The 22,638-nt window shown below is 41.5% G+C and carries 16 protein-coding genes and 2 rRNA genes (1 of these 18 cut by a window edge); 17 read left to right on the top strand and 1 reads right to left on the bottom strand.

The genetic code is table 11. The features are described 5' to 3' along the window. From ACZ5WS_RS13745 to ihfA, 7 genes are all read left to right on the top strand, one after another. Nucleotides 1-2,140 (top strand): 23S ribosomal RNA (locus tag ACZ5WS_RS13745) (it extends 745 nt beyond the left edge of the window). A gap of 136 nt (nt 2,141-2,276) precedes the next feature. Then, nucleotides 2,277-2,391, top strand: a 5S ribosomal RNA gene (rrf, locus tag ACZ5WS_RS13740). Between the two features lie 325 nt (nt 2,392-2,716). Then, nucleotides 2,717-3,772, top strand: coding sequence for a DUF2066 domain-containing protein (locus ACZ5WS_RS13735; RefSeq protein WP_464709182.1), 1,056 nt, complete (start codon nt 2,717-2,719; stop codon nt 3,770-3,772). Then, complete coding sequence (gene hda, locus ACZ5WS_RS13730) at nt 3,772-4,482, top strand: DnaA inactivator Hda (RefSeq protein ID WP_010392888.1); 711 nt, start codon at nt 3,772-3,774, stop codon at nt 4,480-4,482. Before ACZ5WS_RS13735 ends, hda begins: the two co-directional genes overlap by 1 nt. An 82-nt stretch (nt 4,483-4,564) precedes the next feature. Next, nucleotides 4,565-5,545, top strand: coding sequence for a phenylalanine--tRNA ligase subunit alpha (gene pheS / locus ACZ5WS_RS13725; RefSeq protein WP_008468473.1), 981 nt, complete (start codon nt 4,565-4,567; stop codon nt 5,543-5,545). Between the two features lie 15 nt (nt 5,546-5,560). Next, nucleotides 5,561-7,948 carry a phenylalanine--tRNA ligase subunit beta gene (gene pheT / locus ACZ5WS_RS13720; RefSeq protein ID WP_178955648.1) on the top strand — a complete coding sequence of 796 codons (2,388 nt, stop codon included), beginning with the start codon at nt 5,561-5,563 and terminating at the stop codon, nt 7,946-7,948. 2 nt (nt 7,949-7,950) lie between these two features. Further along, nucleotides 7,951-8,247 carry an integration host factor subunit alpha gene (gene ihfA / locus ACZ5WS_RS13715; protein WP_008114070.1) on the top strand — a complete coding sequence of 99 codons (297 nt, stop codon included), beginning with the start codon at nt 7,951-7,953 and terminating at the stop codon, nt 8,245-8,247. 41 nt (nt 8,248-8,288) lie between these two features. On the opposite strand, the gene ACZ5WS_RS13710 is transcribed toward ihfA, so the two are convergent. After that, a complete protein-coding gene (locus ACZ5WS_RS13710; RefSeq protein WP_464709180.1) occupies nt 8,289-9,086 on the bottom strand; it encodes a DUF2989 domain-containing protein in 798 nt (265 codons plus the stop codon). A 486-nt stretch (nt 9,087-9,572) separates the two neighbouring features. Between ACZ5WS_RS13710 and ACZ5WS_RS13705 the strand changes: the two genes are divergently transcribed. The 10 genes from ACZ5WS_RS13705 (at nt 9,573) to ccoG (ending at nt 22,629) form a co-directional block, all read left to right on the top strand. Further along, nucleotides 9,573-11,015, top strand: coding sequence for a glyceraldehyde-3-phosphate dehydrogenase (locus ACZ5WS_RS13705; RefSeq protein ID WP_010392881.1), 1,443 nt, complete (start codon nt 9,573-9,575; stop codon nt 11,013-11,015). A 192-nt stretch (nt 11,016-11,207) separates the two neighbouring features. Next, the gene (locus ACZ5WS_RS13700; RefSeq protein ID WP_464709179.1) at nt 11,208-12,335 is read left to right on the top strand and encodes a M14 family metallopeptidase; all 1,128 of its coding nucleotides are present in this window, start codon (nt 11,208-11,210) and stop codon (nt 12,333-12,335) included. A gap of 361 nt (nt 12,336-12,696) precedes the next feature. Further along, nucleotides 12,697-14,199, top strand: coding sequence for an alanine/glycine:cation symporter family protein (locus tag ACZ5WS_RS13695; RefSeq protein ID WP_008114078.1), 1,503 nt, complete (start codon nt 12,697-12,699; stop codon nt 14,197-14,199). Between the two features lie 123 nt (nt 14,200-14,322). Next, the gene (locus ACZ5WS_RS13690; RefSeq protein ID WP_008114079.1) at nt 14,323-14,649 is read left to right on the top strand and encodes a hypothetical protein; all 327 of its coding nucleotides are present in this window, start codon (nt 14,323-14,325) and stop codon (nt 14,647-14,649) included. Between the two features lies 1 nt (nt 14,650). Beyond that, the gene (locus ACZ5WS_RS13685; RefSeq protein WP_008114080.1) at nt 14,651-14,932 is read left to right on the top strand and encodes a YeaC family protein; all 282 of its coding nucleotides are present in this window, start codon (nt 14,651-14,653) and stop codon (nt 14,930-14,932) included. Beyond that, entirely contained in the window at nt 14,922-17,606 is a 2,685-nt protein-coding gene (locus ACZ5WS_RS13680) for a DUF349 domain-containing protein (RefSeq protein ID WP_464709173.1), read from the top strand. The genes ACZ5WS_RS13685 and ACZ5WS_RS13680 overlap by 11 nt, the downstream gene beginning before the upstream one ends. Nucleotides 17,607-17,697: 91 nt before the next feature. Further along, nucleotides 17,698-18,252 carry a YceB family lipoprotein gene (locus ACZ5WS_RS13675; protein WP_010392868.1) on the top strand — a complete coding sequence of 185 codons (555 nt, stop codon included), beginning with the start codon at nt 17,698-17,700 and terminating at the stop codon, nt 18,250-18,252. Nucleotides 18,253-18,316: 64 nt separating this feature from the next. Next, nucleotides 18,317-19,618 (top strand): ABC1 kinase family protein, encoded by a 1,302-nt coding sequence (locus ACZ5WS_RS13670; RefSeq protein ID WP_464709171.1) that lies wholly within the window; start codon nt 18,317-18,319, stop codon nt 19,616-19,618. 56 nt (nt 19,619-19,674) lie between these two features. Beyond that, entirely contained in the window at nt 19,675-21,093 is a 1,419-nt protein-coding gene (locus ACZ5WS_RS13665) for a sigma-54 interaction domain-containing protein (RefSeq protein WP_178955656.1), read from the top strand. 153 nt (nt 21,094-21,246) lie between these two features. Then, nucleotides 21,247-22,629: a cytochrome c oxidase accessory protein CcoG gene (ccoG, locus tag ACZ5WS_RS13660; protein WP_464709169.1), complete on the top strand. Its 1,383-nt coding sequence runs from the start codon at nt 21,247-21,249 to the stop codon at nt 22,627-22,629. Nucleotides 22,630-22,638: the final 9 nt, after the last annotated feature.

Below are 22,638 nucleotides of genomic sequence, written 5' to 3'. Positions count from 1 at the left end.
TGACCTGTGGTTAGGAGTGAAAGGCTAATCAAACCGGGAGATAGCTGGTTCTCCCCGAAATCTATTTAGGTAGAGCCTCGGACGAATACTTACGGGGGTAGAGCACTGTTAAGGCTAGGGGGTCATCCCGACTTACCAACCCTTTGCAAACTCCGAATACCGTAAAGTAATATCCGGGAGACACACGGCGGGTGCTAACGTCCGTCGTGAAGAGGGAAACAACCCAGACCGCCAGCTAAGGTCCCAAAGTCATAGTTAAGTGGGAAACGATGTGGAAAGGCCCAGACAGCCAGGAGGTTGGCTTAGAAGCAGCCATCCTTTAAAGAAAGCGTAATAGCTCACTGGTCGAGTCGGTCTGCGCGGAAGATGTAACGGGGCTAAACTATGCACCGAAGCTGCGGATTCAGAATTTATTCTGAGTGGTAGGGGAGCGTTCTGTAAGCGGTTGAAGGTGTACCGGGAGGTATGCTGGACGTATCAGAAGTGCGAATGCTGACATGAGTAACGATAATGCGGGTGAAAAACCCGCACGCCGGAAGACCAAGGGTTCCTATCCCATGTTAATCAGGGTAGGGTAAGTCGACCCCTAAGGCGAGGCCGAAAGGCGTAGTCGATGGGAAACGGATTAATATTTCCGTACTTGGTATAATTGCGATGGGGGGACGGAGCAGGCTAAGCAAGCATGGCGATGGTAGTCCATGTGAAAGTGTGTAGGCTAGTGACTTAGGTAAATCCGGGTTACTGTTAGGCTGAGACACGAGACGAGTCACTACGGTGATGAAGTTGCTGATGCCATACTTCCAGGAAAAGCCTCTAAGCTTCAGATTATACCGAATCGTACCCCAAACCGACACAGGTGGTCAGGTAGAGAATACTAAGGCGCTTGAGAGAACTCGGGTGAAGGAACTAGGCAAAATCGTACCGTAACTTCGGGAGAAGGTACGCTCCGATTGGTGATGAGACTTGCTCTCTAAGCTGATTGGAGCCGCAGTGACCAGGTGGCTGGGACTGTTTATTAAAAACACAGCACTGTGCAAAATCGCAAGATGACGTATACGGTGTGACACCTGCCCGGTGCCGGAAGGTTAATTGATGGGGTTATCTTCGGAGAAGCTCTTGATCGAAGCCCCGGTAAACGGCGGCCGTAACTATAACGGTCCTAAGGTAGCGAAATTCCTTGTCGGGTAAGTTCCGACCTGCACGAATGGTGTAACCATGGCCACGCTGTCTCCACCCGAGACTCAGTGAAATTGAAATCGCAGTGAAGATGCTGTGTACCCGCGGCTAGACGGAAAGACCCCGTGAACCTTTACTACAGCTTGGCACTGAACATTGAACCTACATGTGTAGGATAGGTGGGAGACTTTGAAGCAGAGACGCTAGTTTTTGTGGAGTCGTCCTTGAAATACCACCCTTGTAGTTTTGATGTTCTAACGTTGGCCCCTGAATCGGGGTTACGGACAGTGCCTGGTGGGTAGTTTGACTGGGGCGGTCTCCTCCCAAAGAGTAACGGAGGAGCACGAAGGTTGGCTAAGTACGGTCGGACATCGTACGGTTAGTGTAATGGTAGAAGCCAGCTTAACTGCGAGACAGACACGTCGAGCAGGTACGAAAGTAGGTCATAGTGATCCGGTGGTTCTGAATGGAAGGGCCATCGCTCAACGGATAAAAGGTACTCCGGGGATAACAGGCTGATACCGCCCAAGAGTTCATATCGACGGCGGTGTTTGGCACCTCGATGTCGGCTCATCACATCCTGGGGCTGAAGTCGGTCCCAAGGGTATGGCTGTTCGCCATTTAAAGTGGTACGCGAGCTGGGTTTAGAACGTCGTGAGACAGTTCGGTCCCTATCTGCCGTGGGCGTTTGAGAATTGAGAGGGGTTGCTCCTAGTACGAGAGGACCGGAGTGAACGAACCGCTGGTGTTCGGGTTGTCATGCCAATGGCATTGCCCGGTAGCTACGTTCGGAACTGATAAGCGCTGAAAGCATCTAAGCGCGAAGCAGGCCTCGAGATGAGTTCTCACTAGACTTTTAAAGTCTCTGAAGGGCCGTTGAAGACTACAACGTTGATAGGCAAGATGTGGAAGTGGTGTGAGCCATTAAGCTAACTTGTACTAATTACCCGTGAGGCTTAACCATACAACGCCAAACGCGTTTTATGTGATAGTGAAACAAGCGAAGAAGTTAATAGACTAAAGTAGATACTTGAAGACTTTATTATCAGAAATTCCAAATTTTAGTTAGTGCGTAGTAATACGGACTGACACCAAATTTGCTTGGTGACAATAGCGTTTTGGACCCACCTGACCCCATGCCGAACTCAGTAGTGAAACGAAACAGCGCCGATGATAGTGTAGCATTTGTTATGTGAAAGTAGGTCATTACCAGGCTCCAAATAAGAGAAAGCCCGACTCAAAAGAGTCGGGCTTTTTTACGTCTGCAGGAAAGTGAAAATATTAGCTATCAGCCGTCAGCTATCAGTTGCACTGCGTCAAACTGACCACCGTATCGTGGGTTTAGTATCTCGACAATATTCTAGGTGATTGCCGTAATTAAGTAGCGCACCGACTTCAATTAGTCGGTATTTACTTTGAGGTTTTTTTATGATCATTAAAGCGAGCTTAATGGCGTTAGTGACTGAGAAAAATATAATTTTGCTTTGTTACTGGCTTTGATTTAGGATCAAAACAGTTTAAAACCATGAATGATTTGCCTGTGTATAGATTATTAATTAGCGCCTTATCCATTTTCTTTTGTGTTTCTGTATCAGCAGTTGAAGTAACTGATCTATATCAAGATATTTTGGTCGTAGAAGATAAATCTCGTGATACTCGTTTAGACGCTAGCCGCAAAGCGTTGCTTAACGTATTAGTAAAAGTGAGTGGTGACAAAAGCGCAGATGAAAATCGAGTCGCTAAGCAACGCACTAAAGATATATCCGATTATATGCTGAAATTTGAATATGATGAGCGTATCCCCGGAGAGCTTAAATTATTAGTTAAGTTTGAAGCACGAAAAATCGATGCACTAATCAAAGAGCTTAATTTGCCATTATGGGGAATGCAACGACCACTGGTTGCAATCTGGTTAGGGATTGAAGATAACAGGCAACGAGAGCTAGTAACTCAAGAAAGTTACCCACAGTTAGAGCAGCTCATTTATGATAAGGCAAGCCGTCGTGGATTACCTGTCGTTGTGCCTTTGCTTGATTTACAGGATAGACGCCTTGTTGGTGTCCCTGAGGTTTGGGGGAACTTTTCTGAACCAGTAGAAGAGGCATCTAAACGTTACAGTGCTGAGCGCAGTATTACTGCTAGAATGTATCAAGAGTTTAACTCCGATAATTGGGTATTAGATTGGCGTTTTACTAATGACGAAATGTTTGAATCTAACCGAATTATTGGCTATAGACAGCAAATCGTTGCGCAAATGATTGATGATTTAGCGCAAGGTTTAGCTGGCGAATATGCGATCGATCCGAATGCGTATTATGAGCAACGTACTGCCAATTTGACCTTAAAAGGGACAGGTAATTTTGTGGATATAGAGTTGGCAAGGCGCCGTCTACTCAACCTAAGTGTTGTCACCCAAGCGGTTATTATACGTAAAACTCCCGATTCTGTTGAATTTAAGCTAGATCATACCGGCACTGTAAACGATCTTAAAAAAGCCCTTGGTCTTGATAATGCCTTTAAAGATTATGTCGACCCCCGTGCTTTTTATCACATAGTTGATAAGCTAAGCCTAGAGTATCAATGGGTTGAAAACTAATGCTAACTCAAGAGCCAATGCAAATGGCGCTACCGGTTACTTTACCGGATGATGAAACATTTGCCTCTTATTTTGGGGGAGAAGACTCATTAGAGGTTAACCACCTTAAAGATAGCTTTTCTAAGCTATCTCAAGCTTTTCAGTATACTTATTTGTGTGGCTTAGGAGACTCAGGTAAATCCCACTTGTTATACGCCACCTGTATTCAAGCCCAAGAGCGTGGCTTATCGAATATGCTGCTATCAATGCGAGAAGTTCTACATTTTGGCCCGATGGTTTTAGATGGTCTTGAGGCGCTAGATGTATTATGTATTGATGATGTTCACTTAGTGGCGGGTAATGATGCATGGGAAAAAGCGTTATTTAATTTCTTCAACCGCTTTAATGAGCCTAATAAAATGCTGGTAGTAACTGCTGATTTACTGCCAAATATGCTTAATATTAGCTTGCCTGATTTAGAATCACGCTTGAAGTGGGGGACCACCTTTCAAATTCGCTCCATGAGTGATGATGATAAAGCACAAGCGCTAGTAAAGCGGGCTAACATGCGCGGTCTTGAACTGAGTGACGAATGCGCGCGGTTTTTATTAACCCGTTTAAGTCGTGATATGCGCGCATTATTGGATGTATTAGACAAATTAGATCACGCATCCATGGCTGCACAGCGAAAATTAACTATTCCTTTCATAAAATCAACGCTAAAGCTGTAGTAGGTCTAGAATCTAGACCCCGCTTTCAGTTATCATTAGCTAACTAAATTGTAATCACCTTCTTTGAAAGATCAGGTATCGAATGAACTTAGAAAATATATTAGCGCAAGCACTTGAGGCAGTTGCCAGTGCCAGTGAAATCGCGCAACTAGAAGAGATCAGGGTTAACTACCTTGGTAAAAAAGGCGAGATCACCAGCTTACTTAAAACACTGGGTAAAATTGCTCCTGAAGAACGCAAAGAAGCAGGCCAGGTAATCAATCAAGCTAAGCAAGATGTGCAAAGCGCAATTAATGACAAGCGTGAGCTTTTAGCGAGTAAAGCACTAGAAGAAAAACTAGCTGCTGAAACTATCGATGTAACTTTACCAGGGCGCGTTATGCCTTCTGGTGGCCTTCACCCAGTAACACGTACAATTGAGCGTATTGAAAGCTTTTTTGGTGAACTAGGCTTTGAAGTTAAATCAGGCCCTGAAGTTGAAGATGATTTTCATAACTTTGATGCCCTAAATATTCCTGAGCACCATCCTGCTCGCGCCGACCACGATACCTTTTACTTTAATCCTAAGTTGGTGTTGCGTACTCAAACCAGTGGTGTGCAAATTCGTACCATGGAAACAGAGCAGCCGCCGCTTCGTATAATTTCACCAGGGCGTGTATATCGTAATGACTACGACCAAACACATACACCTATGTTCCATCAGGTGGAAGGTTTAATGGTCGATACGGACGTTAGCTTTACTGAGCTCAAAGGTATTTTACATGACTTCTTACGTAACTTTTTTGAAGAAGATATGGAAATTCGTTTCCGTCCTTCATTCTTCCCATTTACAGAGCCCTCAGCTGAAGTTGATGTAATGGGTAAAGATGGTAAATGGTTAGAAGTATTAGGCTGTGGCATGGTTCACCCTAACGTACTTAAGTCTGTTGGTATCGATCCTGAAAAATACACCGGTTTTGCTTTTGGTATGGGTGTAGAGCGCTTAACTATGTTGCGTTACGGCGTAAACGATTTACGTGCGTTTTTCGAAAACGACTTAAAATTCCTAAACCAGTTCCGTTAAGAGTGAAGAAATAAAATGAAATTTAGTGAAAAGTGGTTAAGAGAGTGGGTAAATCCTGCAATTGATACGCAAGCTCTTTCGGAACAGCTTTCAATGGCTGGTTTAGAAGTAGATGGCGTAGAGCCGGCAGCAGCCAAATTTAATGGTGTTGTTGTAGGTGAGGTGGTTGAATGTGGCCAGCACCCTGATGCAGATAAACTACGTGTAACAAAAATTAATGTTGGTGGTGATGAACTGCTTGATATTGTTTGTGGTGCACCAAATTGCCGCCAAGGTATTAAAGTTGCTGTTGCCACTGTTGGTGCAGTATTACCAGGTGATTTTAAAATTAAAAAGGCCAAACTTCGTGGTCAACCATCATACGGCATGTTGTGTGCGTTTGATGAGCTAGGCATTAGCGAAGAGGGCGATGGCATTATGGAATTGCCGCTTGACGCGCCGATTGGCACAGATTTACGCGAATACTTAGGATTAGATGACAACATCATAGATGTAGATTTAACCCCTAACCGTGGTGACTGTTTAGGTATTAAAGGCCTTGCTCGTGAAGTTGGCGTACTGAACAGCATTGATGTTAATACATTAAGTATTCCAGCGGTAGCACCGACAATTGAAGATAAAGTATCAATAGAGTTGGTTAACGATGAAGCTTGTCCTCGTTATTTAGGGCGTGTTATCAAAGGCATTAACCTTAATGCTGAAACACCTCTATGGATGGTTGAAAAGCTACGCCGTAGTGGTGTGCGTTCAATCGACCCGGTAGTTGATGTGACTAACTTTGTGTTATTAGAGCTTGGTCACCCAATGCATGCATTTGATTTAAATGCGATTGAGGGTGGAATTAAAGTACGTAGTGCAAACGCAGGTGAAGAATTAGTTTTACTTGATGGTAACACTGCAAAGTTAAATGAATCGACATTAGTGATTGCCGATCATCATAAAGCGCTAGCCATTGCTGGTATTTTTGGTGGTGAGCAATCTGGCGTTACTGAAAAAACAGCTGATATTCTGTTAGAAAGCGCATTCTTTAACCCTGTTGCCATTGCTGGTCAAGCACGTAGCTACGGTTTACACACCGATGCATCTCATCGCTATGAGCGTGGTGTAGACTTTGCTCTACAACATGATGCAATGGAGCGCGCTACAGCGTTACTGCTTGAAATTGTTGGTGGTGAAGCTGGTCCTGTTGTTGAAGCTGTGGCTGCTGATAAGTTACCAAAAGTAACTGAAGTACGTTTACGTCGTTCACGTTTAGACCGCGTTATTGGTCATCATATTGAAGATGCGAAAGTAACCGATATTCTGACGCGTTTAGGACTTGATGTTAAATTTGACAATGATAGCTGGAGTGCTGATGTACCAAGCTACCGTTTTGATATTCGTATCGAAGAAGATTTAATTGAAGAAGTTGCACGTGTATACGGTTATAACAGCATTCCTAATGTTGCACCAACTGCAAAACTGAAAATGACCACGCATGATGAGTCAACTGTTGCCCTGAGCCGTTTTCGTAATGCCTTAGTAACACGTGGCTATCAAGAAGCCATTACTTACAGTTTTGTTGACCCTAAAGCGCAAGCTATTTTACACCCTGAGTGTAATGCATTGGTATTGCCGCACCCAATTTCAATTGAAATGTCAGCGATGCGTGTAAGTTTAATGCCAGGGTTGCTTTCATCTGTTGCGTATAACCAAAACCGCCAACAACCTCGTATTCGCTTATTTGAACACGGCCTTAAGTTTATCAGTGATGTAAATGCTGAAAATGGTGTATACCAAGTGCCTGTTATTGGTGGCGTTATTACTGGTTTGGTTCATGGTGAGCATTGGGTTGAAGAAAAACGTAACGTTGATTTTTATGACCTAAAAGGGGATGTTGAAGCATTACTTGCAATTACCAACGATGTTAGCCGCTTTGAAATTAAAGCTGAGCAATCTGATGGTCTTCATCCTGGCCAGTCTGCCGTTATTTATGTTGATGGTAAAAAAGTAGGTTTCTTTGGTGCATTACATCCTCAAGCGCAAAAATCGTTAGATATCAACAATGCTACTTTTGTGTTTGAAATTGAAATGTCGGCATTAGAAAAAAGAAATTTACCTCAAGCTGTAGGGGTGTCTAAATTCCCATCAAATCGCCGCGACATCGCGATTTTAGTACAAGACAGCGTTAAAATTGGTGATATTTTAAACGTCATCGGAAAAGTTGGCGGAAATCAATTGGTTGACCTAAACTTATTCGATGTGTATAAGGGCAAAGGTATTGAGCCAAATTATAAGAGTTTGGCGATTGCTCTAACACTGCAGGCGGTTGATAGAACACTCGAAGAGAAAGATATCAATCAGGTAGTTGATAACGTGGTGGCCGCACTGGCCGAACAGTTTAATGCATCGTTGAGGGACTAGATATGGCGCTTACTAAAGCCGACATAGCTGAACACCTATTTGAAAAGCTCGGGATCAATAAAAAAGATGCCAAAGATTTAGTTGAAGCGTTTTTTGAAGAAATCCGCTCAGCGCTTGAAAAAGGCGAGCAGATTAAGCTCTCTGGATTTGGTAACTTTGATCTTCGAGATAAGAAAGAAAGACCGGGACGTAATCCGAAAACGGGAGAAGATATTCCAATTTCAGCGCGTCGCGTAGTTACTTTTAGGCCGGGGCAAAAGTTAAAGACCCGTGTCGAAGTAGGCACAAGCAAAAAATAAACAAAAAGGCAGCGCAAGCTGCCTTTTTTGTATCTGTTGTATTATTTCCGGGGAGAAATAAATTTTCCTTGGTTTATTTGGTGTAATGTTTGCTCCGCGAGGGCATCTAAACTCTCTAAATTCTTTCCTTGTGCTATTAACTGCTGTTCAATTAATAATATATCGATATTTTTTATTCCAGAAAGCTCTGCTATTTTGGCAAAAATATACGCGTGCTTATATTGGTGGTGCTTGTAAAAAAGACTAATTAAAGAGGTGTAAATTTCTGGATCAGGTATTTGCTTAGCTTGATTTAACGCCAGTGTGTTGTATAAAAAACCAATCGCTTTTTGCTCATCAACTTTAATGTAATAAGACGCTAAATAAAATTGCATTTCAGCACTTGTTTCCACCGCGGGGGTATTTTCTAGAGCAAGTAGCCGGGTGAGTGCCGTTTCATCATTGTTTCTTGACCAATGGTAATAGAGTAGGCCAGGGTGAGTGGTTGCATGTGTTTGCTGATAAATACGTGCCATTTCTCTATTACTGGTGAGGTAGGCTCGTCGACGGGCGGTAGTTTTACCTTTCAGTTTTATATGCTGAATATTAGCGGCTAAGCCAATACATTGGTTGTAATGCTCAAACGCTTTGAGTAGTTGATATTTGTTCTCATCGGTTGGTTGTAAGGATTCGCGGTAGCGAGAAAAAATAGTACGCTCTCGCAGTGCCTTACAGTGGCCATCTTGGTTAAGATCATTGCACATGGCGGGTGATTGCGCACAAACATCTTCAACGGTAAAAGATTCTTCACACCCTGCAAGCAACAATGCAAAAGTGAGGGTTATGCGCTTAAAAGCCATCCGAGTCTCTCAATTTATTAGGGTCTGTTGACCTTTCAAGGTTAAATTTGCAGCAGTCTGTTTGGTATAGAGGCAAGGCAGAGCCTATGTGGTGTGGTTATTCCCCATAAATAGGCGATAACGCAGCATCAATGCCAAACAGGCGCTGCCCGAAGGGTTCTGCCTAGGGGCGATTTACTCTTTGTTGCCTACATGGATGTAGGTAAGGGGCGTGAGCAGGACGCGGAAGCTTTGCTCGGTTTTGACTTAGCCCACTAGGTTACAAACCTCGCGCCGCGATTAAACTGCCCCTAGTTTGAACAAATTTTAATCCGAAAAGGTCAACAGACCCTCATATAATATTATTCTAGCCTAAACTTTAGTCTCTAACAGTAGAGAATAAAATGAGATTAAATTAGAATAGGCCTGCCCGAAGGAATGTGTTGCTCTCAAAATTCGATACATTCTTAGGCTATCCGTTCAAAATTGTTTAATTAGGTAAAAAAAATGACCTCATCTCACGAGTTAGAATACACAAGTAGCTGGCAAGAACGTCAAGATTACGCTGAAAGCATGCAACCAATTATTGGTAAATTGTACCGTAATCGTGGTATTGAAATCGCTGTTTACGGCCGTCCATTAGTAAACTCAAGCACTATTGATATTATTAAGTCTCACAAATCAGTAGCCCAGTTTGAAGGAACTAAACTTCGCCTGCGTGAAAGCTTCCCATTCTTAGAAGCTATCAGCAAAATGGAATTAAATTCTGCCCGTATCGATATTGGTAAATTAGCATACAGCTATTTATACACAGATGCTGCGAATGGCCGTTCAGTAGAAGAGTTCGTTAAAGACGAACTAGCTGAAATTGTTAATTCTGAGCCTAAAGCGCCACGTGACGTAGTACTTTACGGCTTTGGTCGTATCGGCCGCTTATTAGCACGTTTGTTAATTGAAAAATCAGGCCCATACGCCGACTTAAACCTACGCGCTATTGTTGTGCGTGGTGGTAAAGACGGCGATTTAGAAAAACGTGCAAGCTTATTGCGTCGTGATTCTATCCACGGTCCGTTCAATGGTTCAATTACCATTGATAAAGAACGTAATGCTATTAAAGCTAATGGTAGCTACATTCAAGTTATCTACGCTAATTCGCCAAGCGAAGTTGATTACAGTGCCTACGGTATCGAAAACGCACTTGTTGTTGATAACACTGGTATTTGGAAAGATGAAGCTGGTCTTGGTCAACACTTAGAATCTAAAGGTGCTGCAAAAGTATTATTAACAGCGCCAGCTAAGGGCAACATTAAAAATATCGTTTACGGTGTAAATAACCAAGATATTTTACCTGAAGATAAAATTGTATGTGCTGCAAGCTGTACAACTAATGCAATAACGCCAACATTGAAAGCATTAAACGATCAGTTTGGTATTAAGAATGGTCACGTTGAAACAGTTCACTCATACACTAATGACCAAAACTTAATTGATAACTACCACAAAGCAGAACGTCGTGGTCGTGCTGCGGCACTTAACATGGTTATCACTGAAACAGGCGCAGCTAAAGCGGTATCTAAAGCATTACCAGAGCTTGAAGGTAAACTAACAGGTAACGCAATTCGTGTACCTACACCAAACGTATCATTAGCTATTTTAAACTTGAATCTTGAAAAGAGCACGACGGTTGAAGAACTTAATGCGTTTTTACGTGAAACAGCACTTCACTCAGACCTACGTGATCAAATCGATTACACAGCATCAACTGAAATCGTGTCTACCGATTTAGTGGGTAGCCGTTACGCAGGTGTTGTTGATTCTCAAGCAACGATTGTTGATGAAAACCGTGTTGTACTTTACGTATGGTACGATAATGAGTTTGGTTATAGCTGTCAGGTAGTTCGCTGTATGCGCGATATGGCAGAAGTCTCATTCCCAAGTTTACCTCGATAAACACTTGAGCAATTAAAAAAAGCCAGCACTTGCTGGCTTTTTTAGGTCTGAAGATTTTTAAAGTGTAGTGGTTATGGTACGCTTTATTAAATTGAGTACGTAGTAATAACCGTTTAAAGTGCATTAATACGTACTTACCTCTTGGCTAAATCCTTTGGTCAAGACACACAGTTAACTAATAGGTTTGTTGTAATGAAAATCAGTAGCAATTTTGACAGTGGTAATATTAAAGTTATTAAAGCCACCGATCCGTTAAATATTCAGTTAGAAATTAATAAAGATCATCAGTCTGAGTTTTATCAGTGGTTTCACTTTCGTCTTGAAACAACGCCTTATCAATTACATCAGTTAAATATTAATAATCTTGATAAGTCTGCATACCCAGATGGTTGGGTAGACTACCAAGCCGTTGCCTCATACGACCGTCAAACATGGTTTCGTGTACCGTCTTCGTATGAAAATGGCACACTAACATTTGAGCTTGAGCCTGAGTGCAGCAGCGTTTACTTCGCCTATTTCGCTCCATATAGCTACGACCGTCATTTAGATTTATTATCATGGGCACAAAGCCAAGAAATTTGCCAACTAGAAACACTAGGTCAAACCCTCGATGGGCGTGATATGAGCGTGCTTAAGATTGGCCAGCCAAGTGCAGATAAAAAAGTCATTTGGGTTACCGCTCGCCAACACCCAGGTGAAACTATGGCAGAGTGGTTTGTAGAAGGTTTATTACACAAGCTACTTGATGATGAAGACCCACATGCTGCAGCCTTACTATCAAAAGCGGTATTCTATGTAGTACCAAACATGAATCCAGATGGCAGTGCACGTGGTCACTTACGTACTAATGCTAAAGGGGTTAACTTAAATCGTGAATGGCAAACGCCAAGCATGGAAAACAGCCCTGAAGTTTACTTGGTGCTTAATAAAATGCGCGAAGCAGGCTTAGACATGCACCTAGACATTCACGGGGATGAAGCTATTCCATATAACTTTGTTGCCGGTAGCGAAGGTATACCAAGCTATGATGCACGCTTAAAAGGCTTAGAAGATAGCTTTAAAGCCGCGCTTTTAACGATTACTCCAGAGTTTCAAGATATTCATGGCTACGATAAAGACGAACCAGGTCAAGCTAACTTAACAGTAGGTTCATCAGCGACCGCTGAAGAATTTAAAGCGCTTACTTACACAGTTGAAATGCCATTTAAAGATAATAATGACTTACCAGATGCAGATTACGGCTGGTCAGATCGCCGTTCATATCAATTTGGTCAAGACACGTTAGCAGCCATTGTTAATGTTGTAGACAACTTAAGATAAAACGTTTGTTTCATAGGGTATCAATAATATTGATACCCTTTTTATTTTAAGCTAAACCGGCCGTACCAGAAAATAAAATTCATTTACCCACCACAGCATCAAAACATTCCAATACACCTTCTCGGCAGATTTAATACCGCATAGTCTATATCAACCTGCACTGAGTTAAACGTTATCGACAAGTCTATAGTGAGTTGTTTTGAAAATTAACTGTTAACAAGGTTGGGTACTTAAGTTAATATCGATTGAACAATAAGAAAGACGGAAAAGATTAACCCCTTATTTCGTAAAGCTTATGACAGGTATTCTGAATAGCAGAGTATGGTAATTAATAATAATAAATATAACTGTGAGGATGTTCATGGAAGCTTTTGTAAGCGCCGTTAATGATGTTGTTTGGAGTAATGCACTCATCTATTTATGCCTTGGCGCAGGCTTATTTTACTCAGTGCTAACTCGATTTGCTCAAGTTAGACATTTTAAAGAAATGTGTAAGCTATTATTTAGCCCTAACACTTCAGAGAAAGGGATCTCGTCTTTTCAAGCCCTTGCGGTCTCGTTATCTGGCCGAGTAGGGGTTGGTAATATTGCCGGTGTTGCAGCCGCAATTGGTTTTGGTGGCCCGGGCGCTATTTTTTGGATGTGGGTTGTTGCTTTTTTAGGTGCAAGCACTGCATACGCAGAATCAACATTAGGTCAAATTTATAAATTAGAAGAAGACGGCCAATACCGCGGTGGTCCAGCCTATTATTTTGACCGTTGCTTGGGGCAAAAGTGGCTGGCTGTTTTATTTGCTGTATCGGCAATTATAGCCTGTGGGGTTTTCTTACCAGGCGTACAAGCAAACGCTGTAGGTAATGCATTCACTCAAGTATTTGGTGATGGCACTATGGTCTCTACAAGTTTTGGTGACGTAGGCAGCTTTAAACTCGTTGCGTTGGCTATTATTCTTATTGTTTTAGCGTTTATTATTTTTGGTGGTATAAAGCGCATTGCTAACTTTACGCAAATTGTTGTGCCATTTATGGCGCTTGGTTACATCGTACTGGCCTTAATTGTGGTATTTATAAACTTAGACAAAATACCGGGCATTTTCTCGCTCATCATTGGTGATGCATTTACAGCTCAAGCAGGCTTTGGTGCCGCAATTGGCTGGGGTGTTAAGCGTGGAATATACTCAAATGAGGCCGGTCAAGGTACAGGCCCTCATGCAGCGGCTGCAGCAGAGGTTGATCACCCTGCACAGCAAGGTTTAGTTCAAGCTTTTTCTGTTTATGTTGATACACTCTTTGTATGTACAGCAACGGCATTAATGATTTTAATAACGCAGCAATACAACATTGTTGGCGAATTACCTGCGGGTCAATTCATTGTACAAAACGTTGATGCAGCAACTGAAGTGGGGTCAGCAGCGTTCACCCAAATGGCGTTGTTTAGTGTATTTGGTGGCTTTGGGGAAGCGTTTGTAGGCATCGCCTTATTTTTCTTTGCTTTTACCACCATACTGGCTTACTACTTCATTGCAGAGACGAATATCGCGTACTTAAACCGCTACTTTAAAGGAAGTATTCCGCTTGTAGCCGTAAAACTTGTCATTATGTTTATGGTAGCCTACGGCATGGTTAATAGCTCAGGTTATATTTGGACTATTGGCGACATAGGCGTTGGCTTAATGGCGTGGATAAACATATTGGGTATATTAGCTATTTTCTTTGTCGCTAAACCGGCCTTAACATGTTTGAGTGATTATGAAGACCAGAAGAAGAAAGGTGGAGAAATCACGTTTGATCCCGTTAAATTAGGGATTAAAAATGCTACCTTCTGGGAAAAGCGCCTTGAGAAGCAATCTAAAGACGCTGAATAAACAGACCCTAATAACCTAATATGAACTATTGGGTTAAATTCAAAAAAGACAAAGAGCAATAAAACAAGTACAATGAAAAGCGCCGAAAGGCGCTTTTTTTATGCGTAGTATGGAGAGAGATGTATGGCGATTATTCGTTGCCCCAAATGTGCAAAATCAATTTCAGATAAACATCCGCAGTGTCCACATTGCCAAAGTAACGTTGCTGAATTAAATGCCGAGCAAGTTCAACAACTTCAACGTGAGCAGCGAATTAAAAAGCAGCAAATGTTTATGAACCACTCCTTTTTAGCGCTGATCTTATTTTTAGGTGGCTTCTTTTGTTTGTACTTCCTACAACCTCAAGAAAAAACACTTCAGTGGTATGCGTATACCTCAGCCATAGGCATTGGCTGTATTTGGTACCTTATTAACCGTATTATTTTAGTGACTCTGAAAAAGAAAAAATGACATGAATATTGACAACCTAGTACAGAATATTACTCCAGAATTATTTGAGCGTCTGCAATATGGTGCATCAACAGGAAAGTGGCCAGATGGCACACCTTTATCAGATGAACAAAAACAACAAACAGTGCAACTTGTGATGTTGTATCAAGCAAAAGTTGCACAATCAAACGAGCAGTTTACCATTGGTGCAGATGGAGAAATGATCCAAAAAACCAAAGCGCAACTACAAAAAGAATTTAAATCAGATAACGAAATAGCTAGGTTCAGTGAAAATGATCTTTAAACACCTTTTTACACCAAAATGGAAACACCCGAAGCAACAAGTTCGTTTAGATGCGATTGAAAAACTTGATGTAGCACGCGACGTAACAATTTTAAGTACCTTAGCGCTTGAAGACTCATCGGCTGAAATTCGCCGTAAAGCACTGCAAAAAGTAAACGATTTACCGCTTTGGTGGAAAGCTTACAAGCAAGATCAGGCATTAAAAGATGTAGCTGAGCAGCAAATATCGTCTGCTGTATTAAACAGTGAAAGTAGCTTATCGGCGCAGATTAAAAATGAGTACATTGAACGTTTTGCACCGGTTAAAACCCTTGAAAAACTGGCATTTGCAGAAAAAGAGTTACAAGTAAGAGTAAAGTTATTAAAACGCCTAGCAAACCCTAAACTGATTGAAAAAGCCTTTAAAGAAGCCAATGAAGAGCTGCAAAAGCAGTTAGTTGACTTAGTCATTACACAGCAGTTAACTAAAGCACTGTTAAAGCATGCTCAAGGTGAAGCTAAAACGGCCCTTGAAAGCCATCTTGAAAACGAGCGTTTAGCGCTTGAAATGCCAGCGCAAGTTGAAAATGCTACCCGTGTTATTTTAGCCAAGCTTAATGCACTGCGTGATAAACACGACTACGCTATTGTTGACCCACAAGCCGCCGAACTTATGGCACAGTGGCAAGCACTAGAGTTAAAATGGCTAAACGAAGAACATGTAAAAACCCTTGATGCTAAATATATTTCAATTACCGATAAGCTTGATGTTCACATTGCCACATTGAAAGCGCAGCACGAAGTAGAGCAGCAACGTTTAGCGCAACAACAGCGCCAAGTGTTAGCGTTAGCTACGTTAGAAGCATTAAGTGAAGAAATTGAGAATGCATTACAGTTAGGATTAGAAACGCCAGAGCAAATTCAGCAAGATTGGCTAAATGCCAAAGTAGCGCAAGCGAAAGACACGCTAGATAAAACGCAACTGGTGGCTGATCAGCAATCAAAACAAGTGATTAATAAGCTTGAGCAGCTATTCTCACAAGTTGCTAAGTTACCTGAGCTAACTACGGCGATTAAAGAATATAAAATTGCCTACAATGCGCTTAGTGAAATAAAACCTGCAGAGCAACTTAGCGATTACGATCAACAGTTAACAGCGTTCAATGACACATTTAAAACTGCACGTAGTCAGCTAAATGTACTTAGTACTGATTTACAAGCGTCATTCAAAGCTCAGCTTAACAGCCACAAGAAGCAGTTTTTAGCCGCAATGAGCGAACTCACTAAGCCGCTAGAAAAAACCCAAAGCCAAGCTAAGAGAAAAGCGCGCGATGTTAAACGTTTAATTGAAGAAGGGCGTTTTAATGTTGCATTTGGTGTATTTAAAGGCTTCGAAGAGCTATTTAATGCGCTAACTGAGAAATACCAACAGCCGTTGGTTAACTTAAAAGCTGACCTAGAAGCGCAGCTAGCTGATGCTAAAGATTGGCAAAAGTATGCAGCGGCCCCTAAACGCACTGCACTTTTAGAAGAAGTAACACTGTTAGTTGATGAGCCTTGTAACGATCCACAACAGCGTGCTGATCAAGTTAAAGTATTGCGTAAGCGTTGGAATGAACTAGGGCGCCTTGATACAGAGCAAGAAAAGCAGCAAGGTAATGAGTTTGATGAAAAAATTGAGCTATTGTTCGCACCTTGTCGTAGTTATTTCGCAGAGCAAGAAATCCAGCGTGAAGCGGCTAAAGTAGAGCGTGAGCAACTAATAGCGCAAATGCATGCATTGCATTTACAAGCGACAAAGGGTGCTGATTTAGATTGGAAACAATTTGAAAGCCACTACAACCGATTACAAAAAGCATGGCGTAGTGTAGGTAAAGTTGATCCTAAAACATACCGAATTTTAAACGAGCGTTATAAGGCAGAACAGCAGCTAGTTGTATCTTCACTTAATGCGTTTCATAAAGGCAATGCCGCACTTAAAAATGAGCTCGTTGAGCAAGCGCAACAGCTATCTCAAAGTGAAAACCTAGCAGAGGCGTGTCAGCAGTTAAAGCAGTTACAGCAACAATGGCAGAGTATAGGGTTTGCAGGCTTAAAAGCTGAGAATGCACTATGGCAAAAATTCCGTGAGTTTAATGATGCAACATTCACTAAACGCAGCGAAGAGTTTGAGCAGCAAAAACGCGAGCAAGGTGAATCAGATAAGCTAGCAACAGCCGAACTAAATGAGCTCGAAGCGGCTTTAAATAGTGTTGAAGGTAAAGCCCAATTACTTGATCTGCAAACCAAAGTTAAAGGGTATATGCCATTTAAATCGTTAACGCCTAAAGTATCCGCTTTATTGTCAGCTATAGATGAAAAGCTAACCGGATTAGCTGCCAAAAACGAACAAGCTAACTTAAACGCATTATTTGTTGCGCTTGAGAATAATGAACCAGTGCCAAGTCAGTATACTGGTGTGGTAAAAACGTCATTAAGTATCGAGCAGTTGCTAACGCGTATGGAAATACTAGCCAACGTTAGTTCGCATGACTCAGCGCAAAGAATTGTTGAGCAAGTGGCAATGCTAGATGACAAGCACCGTGGAGACCACGCTGATTTAAACTATTATTTAAAGCAATTAATTGCACTCAGCGAAGGTTCAGTCAAAACTGACACACTAGCAAGGTTAAAAGTTATTTTTGCTGTAAATTAACTTTTATCAACTAAAATAAAAAAAACCGCTATTAAAGCGGTTTTTTATTATGGCTACTTACTGCCAATACGATTAATGAATAGGGTTTTGTATGAAAATTTTTGTTTTTATTTCACTATTATTTTTAACTGCCTGTAACAGCACTCAGGGTATTTCGGTTTATTCATTTACAAATTCAGAGGTTGAGTCGTTACTAAATAAAGAGTTACCTAAATTAAGTGAAAAAGTTAGCCTGATGGGCTTACCTGTGCAGTTTGATGTAAATGATTTAAGCGTTAATATTGGTCCCGACAACAGTGATTATGTTTTATTAGGTGCTGATTCGAGCGCCGAGATTAATGCCTTTGCATTAAAGTATCCTGTGCGTTTAAAGTTACAAATACAAGGCACGCCTTTTTATGATAGCGAGAAAAAAGCCGTATTTTTACGTAATGTTAAGTTACGCGATTCAAGTATCGATGCAGGGGGTTTTAAAGGTAATTTAGAAGTGCTGGATAACGAAGCGATGGATGTCATGAATGCATTTTTAGCGGTTAACCCTGTTTATAAGTTAAATATGAACGACCCTAAAATGGCACTGTTAAGTAATTTACCCTTAGATTTAAAAGTAGTCGAAGGCGCGATTAAGCTAGTACCTCGGTTATAATTTAGATCTAATAAGCGTAATAAAACGTATTAATTGACCTTATTATTAATAGATTAGGTTAATTATGGCTAATGAGCGATCCGTTCCCACCTCTCGACTTTCACGATTTGCAAAGTTAGGCTCATTAGCCACAGGTGTTGCCACAAATATGTTAGTAGGTGGTGCCAAAAGTGCGCTTAGTGGTAAAGGCTGGGATAATAAAAGCTTATTACTCCAGCCGAAAAATATTGAAAACTTAGCCACTCAGTTATCGCACCTTCGCGGTGCGGCAATGAAGCTTGGGCAGTTACTTTCAATGGATGCTGGCGACTTATTAACTCCCGAGCTTGCGCAGTTACTGTCTTTGTTGCGTGCCGATGCCAACCCAATGCCACATAAGCAATTAGTGAGCGTGCTAAAAGAGCAATGGGGAGATGACTGGTTATCGCGTTTTTCTCATATTGAACTAAGACCGTTTGCAGCTGCATCAATTGGGCAGGTTCATTTAGCTTATATAGAAAATGGTGATCAATTAGCGGTTAAAATTCAATATCCAGGTATTGCAAAAAGTGTGGTGAGCGATGTGGATAATGTGATCACTTTACTTACTTTATCGCGATTATTGCCCAAAGAATTGGATATAAAACCTTTAGTTGAAGAAGCGAAAGCGCAGTTATTAGCTGAGGCTAATTACACCCTAGAAGCTCAGTATTTAGCACGATACAAAAACCTGTTATCGACTAACCCCCATTTTAAAGTGCCTAGTGTGTATGTAGAGCACAGTACTGCGCAAGTGCTAACCATGGAGTATGTAGATGCCAAGCCTATAGAGGGTATTACATATTTACCACAATCAGATCGAAGTCGGGTTGCTGAGCAACTAATTGATTTGTTTTTTAAAGAAATGTTTGAGTTTAAGTTAATTCAAACCGACCCTAACTTTGCTAATTACCATTACCAACCAGAATCACAAAAAATTGTGTTATTTGATTTTGGTGCCACCCGAGAAATTACAGCTACCCTAAGTGATGCCTATTTAGCTTTGTTTAAAGCTGGCAGTAATAATGATCGTGAAGGCGTGCTCAATGCTGCCACTGCTATTGGCTATTTTAAAGACGCTTTAAAAGATGACTATAAAGAAAGAGTGATTGATTTATTTTTAATGGCTTGCGAGCCACTTCGCTATAATGGAGAGTTTGATTTTAAAAACAGTGAACTTGCTAGCAACATCAAAGATGCCGGATTACAGTTAAGCACACAGTCGCAGCAGTGGCATACTCCCCCTGTGGATGCATTGTTTATTCATCGTAAATTAGCCGGCTTATATTTAATTGCAGCGCGCTTAGAAGCCAAAATAGATGTTAAGGCGTTATTTAGTCATTATTAGGTGTTAAAGCAGGAGAAAATTGGCATAATGATCGCGATATTTCGCGAGGTTGTATTATGATAAAAAACTTTTTAAACGATCCTACCTTATTGCTTAATGCGGTGGGTGAGGGCATATACGGATTTGATTTATCCGGCAATGCGGTATTTGTAAACCCAGCTGCAGAGCGAATGACTGGGTGGACGGCCGATGAATTATTAGGAAAGAAAATACATCAATATCATCATCATAGTCATGCCGATGGCACTCCTTACCCTGCCGATGAGTGCCAAATTTATTGCACTATGTTTGATGGCAAACGCCGCGAAGTAAAAAACGAAGTATTTTGGCGCAAAGATGGCAGTGCCTTTGCTGTTGAGTATACCTCCACTCCCGTTTATAAAAATAACCAGCTCATTGGTGCTGTAGCAGTATTTCGCGATATATCAGCACAACAGCAAACGCAAACTCAGTTGCACGAAGCGTTAGCTCAAGTAAAGCACCTAAGCGAGCAGCTAAAAGATGAGAATGATTACCTTATTGCCGAGCTTAATGAGGATTGGCAAGATTCAGGACTGGTTGGCCACAGCGCTGTATTCCAACGCATGTTAGATCAAATACAGTTAGTGAGTGAAACCGACAGCACCGTACTCATTCTTGGTGAAAATGGCACTGGCAAAGAGTTGGTAGCGCGTAACTTACACCGTCTCAGTAAACGCAACGAACAAGCATTTATAAAAGTAAATTGTGCGGCATTCACTCCAAGTTTATTAGAGTCAGAACTTTTTGGGCATGAAAGGGGCTCATTTACTGGCGCTAACGAGCGTCGTAAAGGACGTTTTGAACTTGCCGATCACGGCACCTTATTTTTAGATGAAGTCGCAGAGCTGCCGTTAGAGTCCCAAAGTAAGCTATTAAGGGTATTACAAGAGCGTGAATTTGAACGCGTTGGCGGTAGTCAAACCCTAAAGGTTGATATTCGCATCATTGCTGCAACCAACCGTAACTTGTGGGAAATGGTACAAGCAGGCCAATTCAGAATGGACTTATATTACCGTTTAAATGTGTTTCCTATTCACGTGCCTGCACTTAAAGAACGAAAAGAAGACATTCCTTACTTGTGTCAAAACTTAATTGCACAAATAAACAAGCGCTTAGGTAAGCAATTGCAAGGGTTAAGTACAAAAGCGATCAGACAATTACAAGCTTATGACTGGCCAGGTAACATTAGAGAGCTACAAAATGTACTCGAACGAGAAGCTATTTTATCTAAACACTCTACATTACAGTTAAGTCAGTCGCTAAAAGCGGGCGATGATAACGCCATAAACCCAACGCTTACACTTGATGAAGCACAAAAACAGCATATTAGCAGCGTATTAGCACTGTGTAATTGGAAAATTGCAGGTGAACAAGGCGCGGCAAATAAGTTGGGCTTACCAGAGAGCACCTTACGCTCAAAAATGCAAAAATTAGGACTGCGTCGCCAGAGCTAATTCGTGATATATCGCGACAGTCGCTAAATATCGCGATATTGTAGTCCGGTTTTATTATTAAAATCATTTAATATCAATGTTTTAAGTTATCTTTCAGTGTGGTCTGAAAGTTGCAAATACTTGTTTAATACCCGTCACTATGAAGTAAGTAGCATGAAGTTTGATATTAAAGAAGAAGACATGATCATTAAGCCCTATAAAGAAGAGGGGCCAATTTATATACGCGAGCAAAAAGGTTTTTTTCAACGTATACGTCGCAATTTAGGCTGGTTGTTAATGCTGAGTTTTATTGCCATTCCATGGATTCAATATAACGGTCAGCAAGCGGTTTTATTGGATGTGGCCACCCAAAAATTTACTATTTTTGGCCTTACCTTGCTCCCTCAAGACTTTATGATTTTAGCCATGCTGTTTATGGTGGGAGCGTTTGCCCTATTTTTTGTTACCAACTGGCTTGGCAGAGTATGGTGTGGTTATACCTGCCCACAAACCATTTGGATGTTAATGTTTTCTTGGGTTGAGCAACGTGTAGAGGGTACGCGTAACCAGCGTATTAAGCTTGATAAAAGCTCATGGGATATTACCAAATGGCGAAAAAAAATCACTAAGCACAGTGCTTGGCTGGTTATTTCGGTGCTCACAGCCACCTCATTTTTAGCGTATTTTATCCCCGCTAAAACCTTGTATCTCGAAATGTTAAATTTAGAGTGGTCTGGGATCACCAGTTTTTGGGTATTTTTATTTGCGTTTTGTACTTATGGAAATGCGGGCTTTTTACGTGAAAAAATGTGTACTGTGGCGTGTCCGTATTCGCGCTTTCAATCGGTGATGTTTGATAAAGACACGCTGGTGGTTACTTACGATAGCGAACGGGGTGAAAATCGCGGCCCACGTAAACGCAAAGCTGATCCGAAAGCGCTTGATTTAGGCGATTGCGTAGACTGTAACTTATGTGTGGAAGTATGCCCTGCAGGGATTGATATTCGCAATGGCTTGCAATATGAATGTATTAACTGTGGTTTATGTATTGACGCTTGTGATGACACCATGGATAAGTTTGGCTACGAAAAAGGCTTAATTAAATACGCCAGTGAAAAGCAAATGGCAGGGCAAAAAACGAATCCATTTAGGCTTAAACTTGTAGGCTATGGGGCGTTAACTGCGCTATTAATTTTATCTATGTTTGCATGGATGTTACAACGTACCCCTATAGAAGCCTCAGTACTTAGAGATAGAAACGCATTGTACCGGGTAAATTACGAAGGCTTAGTTGAAAACCCTTACACGCTCACTATTATCAATAAAACTCAGCAACCGCTGCATTATTCAATTTCAATTAGCGGTTTAGAGGGGGCTACATTGCAAAGCCCAAATGCTATATTAGTAGAGCCTGGGCTGATGAAAAGTGTGCCGGTAACGGTGACTGCAGACGGCTACGATTTAGCACGCAAAGTGAGCAAGCTGAGTTTTGTGATTACTTCGCAAGAGGATCCTGCAATTACTATTACCAAAGACAGCCAGTTTTATAAAAATTAATAAAGTATG

This window comes from Pseudoalteromonas sp. 11L1 (genome assembly GCF_055397545.1).
The sequence above is the reverse complement of the archived record's forward strand: the minus strand, read 5'-3'. Positions and strand labels throughout refer to the sequence as shown.

What these genes read in the sequence shown, in the direction of transcription:
- ACZ5WS_RS13675 (WP_010392868.1), top strand. Translation starts at nt 17,698, where the DNA reads ATGAAAATTTTTGTTTTTATTTCACTATTATTTTTAACTGCCTGTAAC.
- ACZ5WS_RS13705 (WP_010392881.1), top strand. Translation starts at nt 9,573, where the DNA reads ATGACCTCATCTCACGAGTTAGAATACACAAGTAGCTGGCAAGAACGT.
- pheS (WP_008468473.1), top strand. Translation starts at nt 4,565, where the DNA reads ATGAACTTAGAAAATATATTAGCGCAAGCACTTGAGGCAGTTGCCAGT.
- ihfA (WP_008114070.1), top strand. Translation starts at nt 7,951, where the DNA reads ATGGCGCTTACTAAAGCCGACATAGCTGAACACCTATTTGAAAAGCTC.
- ACZ5WS_RS13700 (WP_464709179.1), top strand. Translation starts at nt 11,208, where the DNA reads ATGAAAATCAGTAGCAATTTTGACAGTGGTAATATTAAAGTTATTAAA.
- ccoG (WP_464709169.1), top strand. Translation starts at nt 21,247, where the DNA reads ATGAAGTTTGATATTAAAGAAGAAGACATGATCATTAAGCCCTATAAA.
- ACZ5WS_RS13690 (WP_008114079.1), top strand. Translation starts at nt 14,323, where the DNA reads ATGGCGATTATTCGTTGCCCCAAATGTGCAAAATCAATTTCAGATAAA.
- ACZ5WS_RS13670 (WP_464709171.1), top strand. Translation starts at nt 18,317, where the DNA reads ATGGCTAATGAGCGATCCGTTCCCACCTCTCGACTTTCACGATTTGCA.
- ACZ5WS_RS13685 (WP_008114080.1), top strand. Translation starts at nt 14,651, where the DNA reads ATGAATATTGACAACCTAGTACAGAATATTACTCCAGAATTATTTGAG.
- ACZ5WS_RS13695 (WP_008114078.1), top strand. Translation starts at nt 12,697, where the DNA reads ATGGAAGCTTTTGTAAGCGCCGTTAATGATGTTGTTTGGAGTAATGCA.
- hda (WP_010392888.1), top strand. Translation starts at nt 3,772, where the DNA reads ATGCTAACTCAAGAGCCAATGCAAATGGCGCTACCGGTTACTTTACCG.
- pheT (WP_178955648.1), top strand. Translation starts at nt 5,561, where the DNA reads ATGAAATTTAGTGAAAAGTGGTTAAGAGAGTGGGTAAATCCTGCAATT.
- ACZ5WS_RS13665 (WP_178955656.1), top strand. Translation starts at nt 19,675, where the DNA reads ATGATAAAAAACTTTTTAAACGATCCTACCTTATTGCTTAATGCGGTG.
- ACZ5WS_RS13680 (WP_464709173.1), top strand. Translation starts at nt 14,922, where the DNA reads ATGATCTTTAAACACCTTTTTACACCAAAATGGAAACACCCGAAGCAA.
- ACZ5WS_RS13710 (WP_464709180.1), bottom strand. Translation starts at nt 9,086, where the DNA reads ATGGCTTTTAAGCGCATAACCCTCACTTTTGCATTGTTGCTTGCAGGG.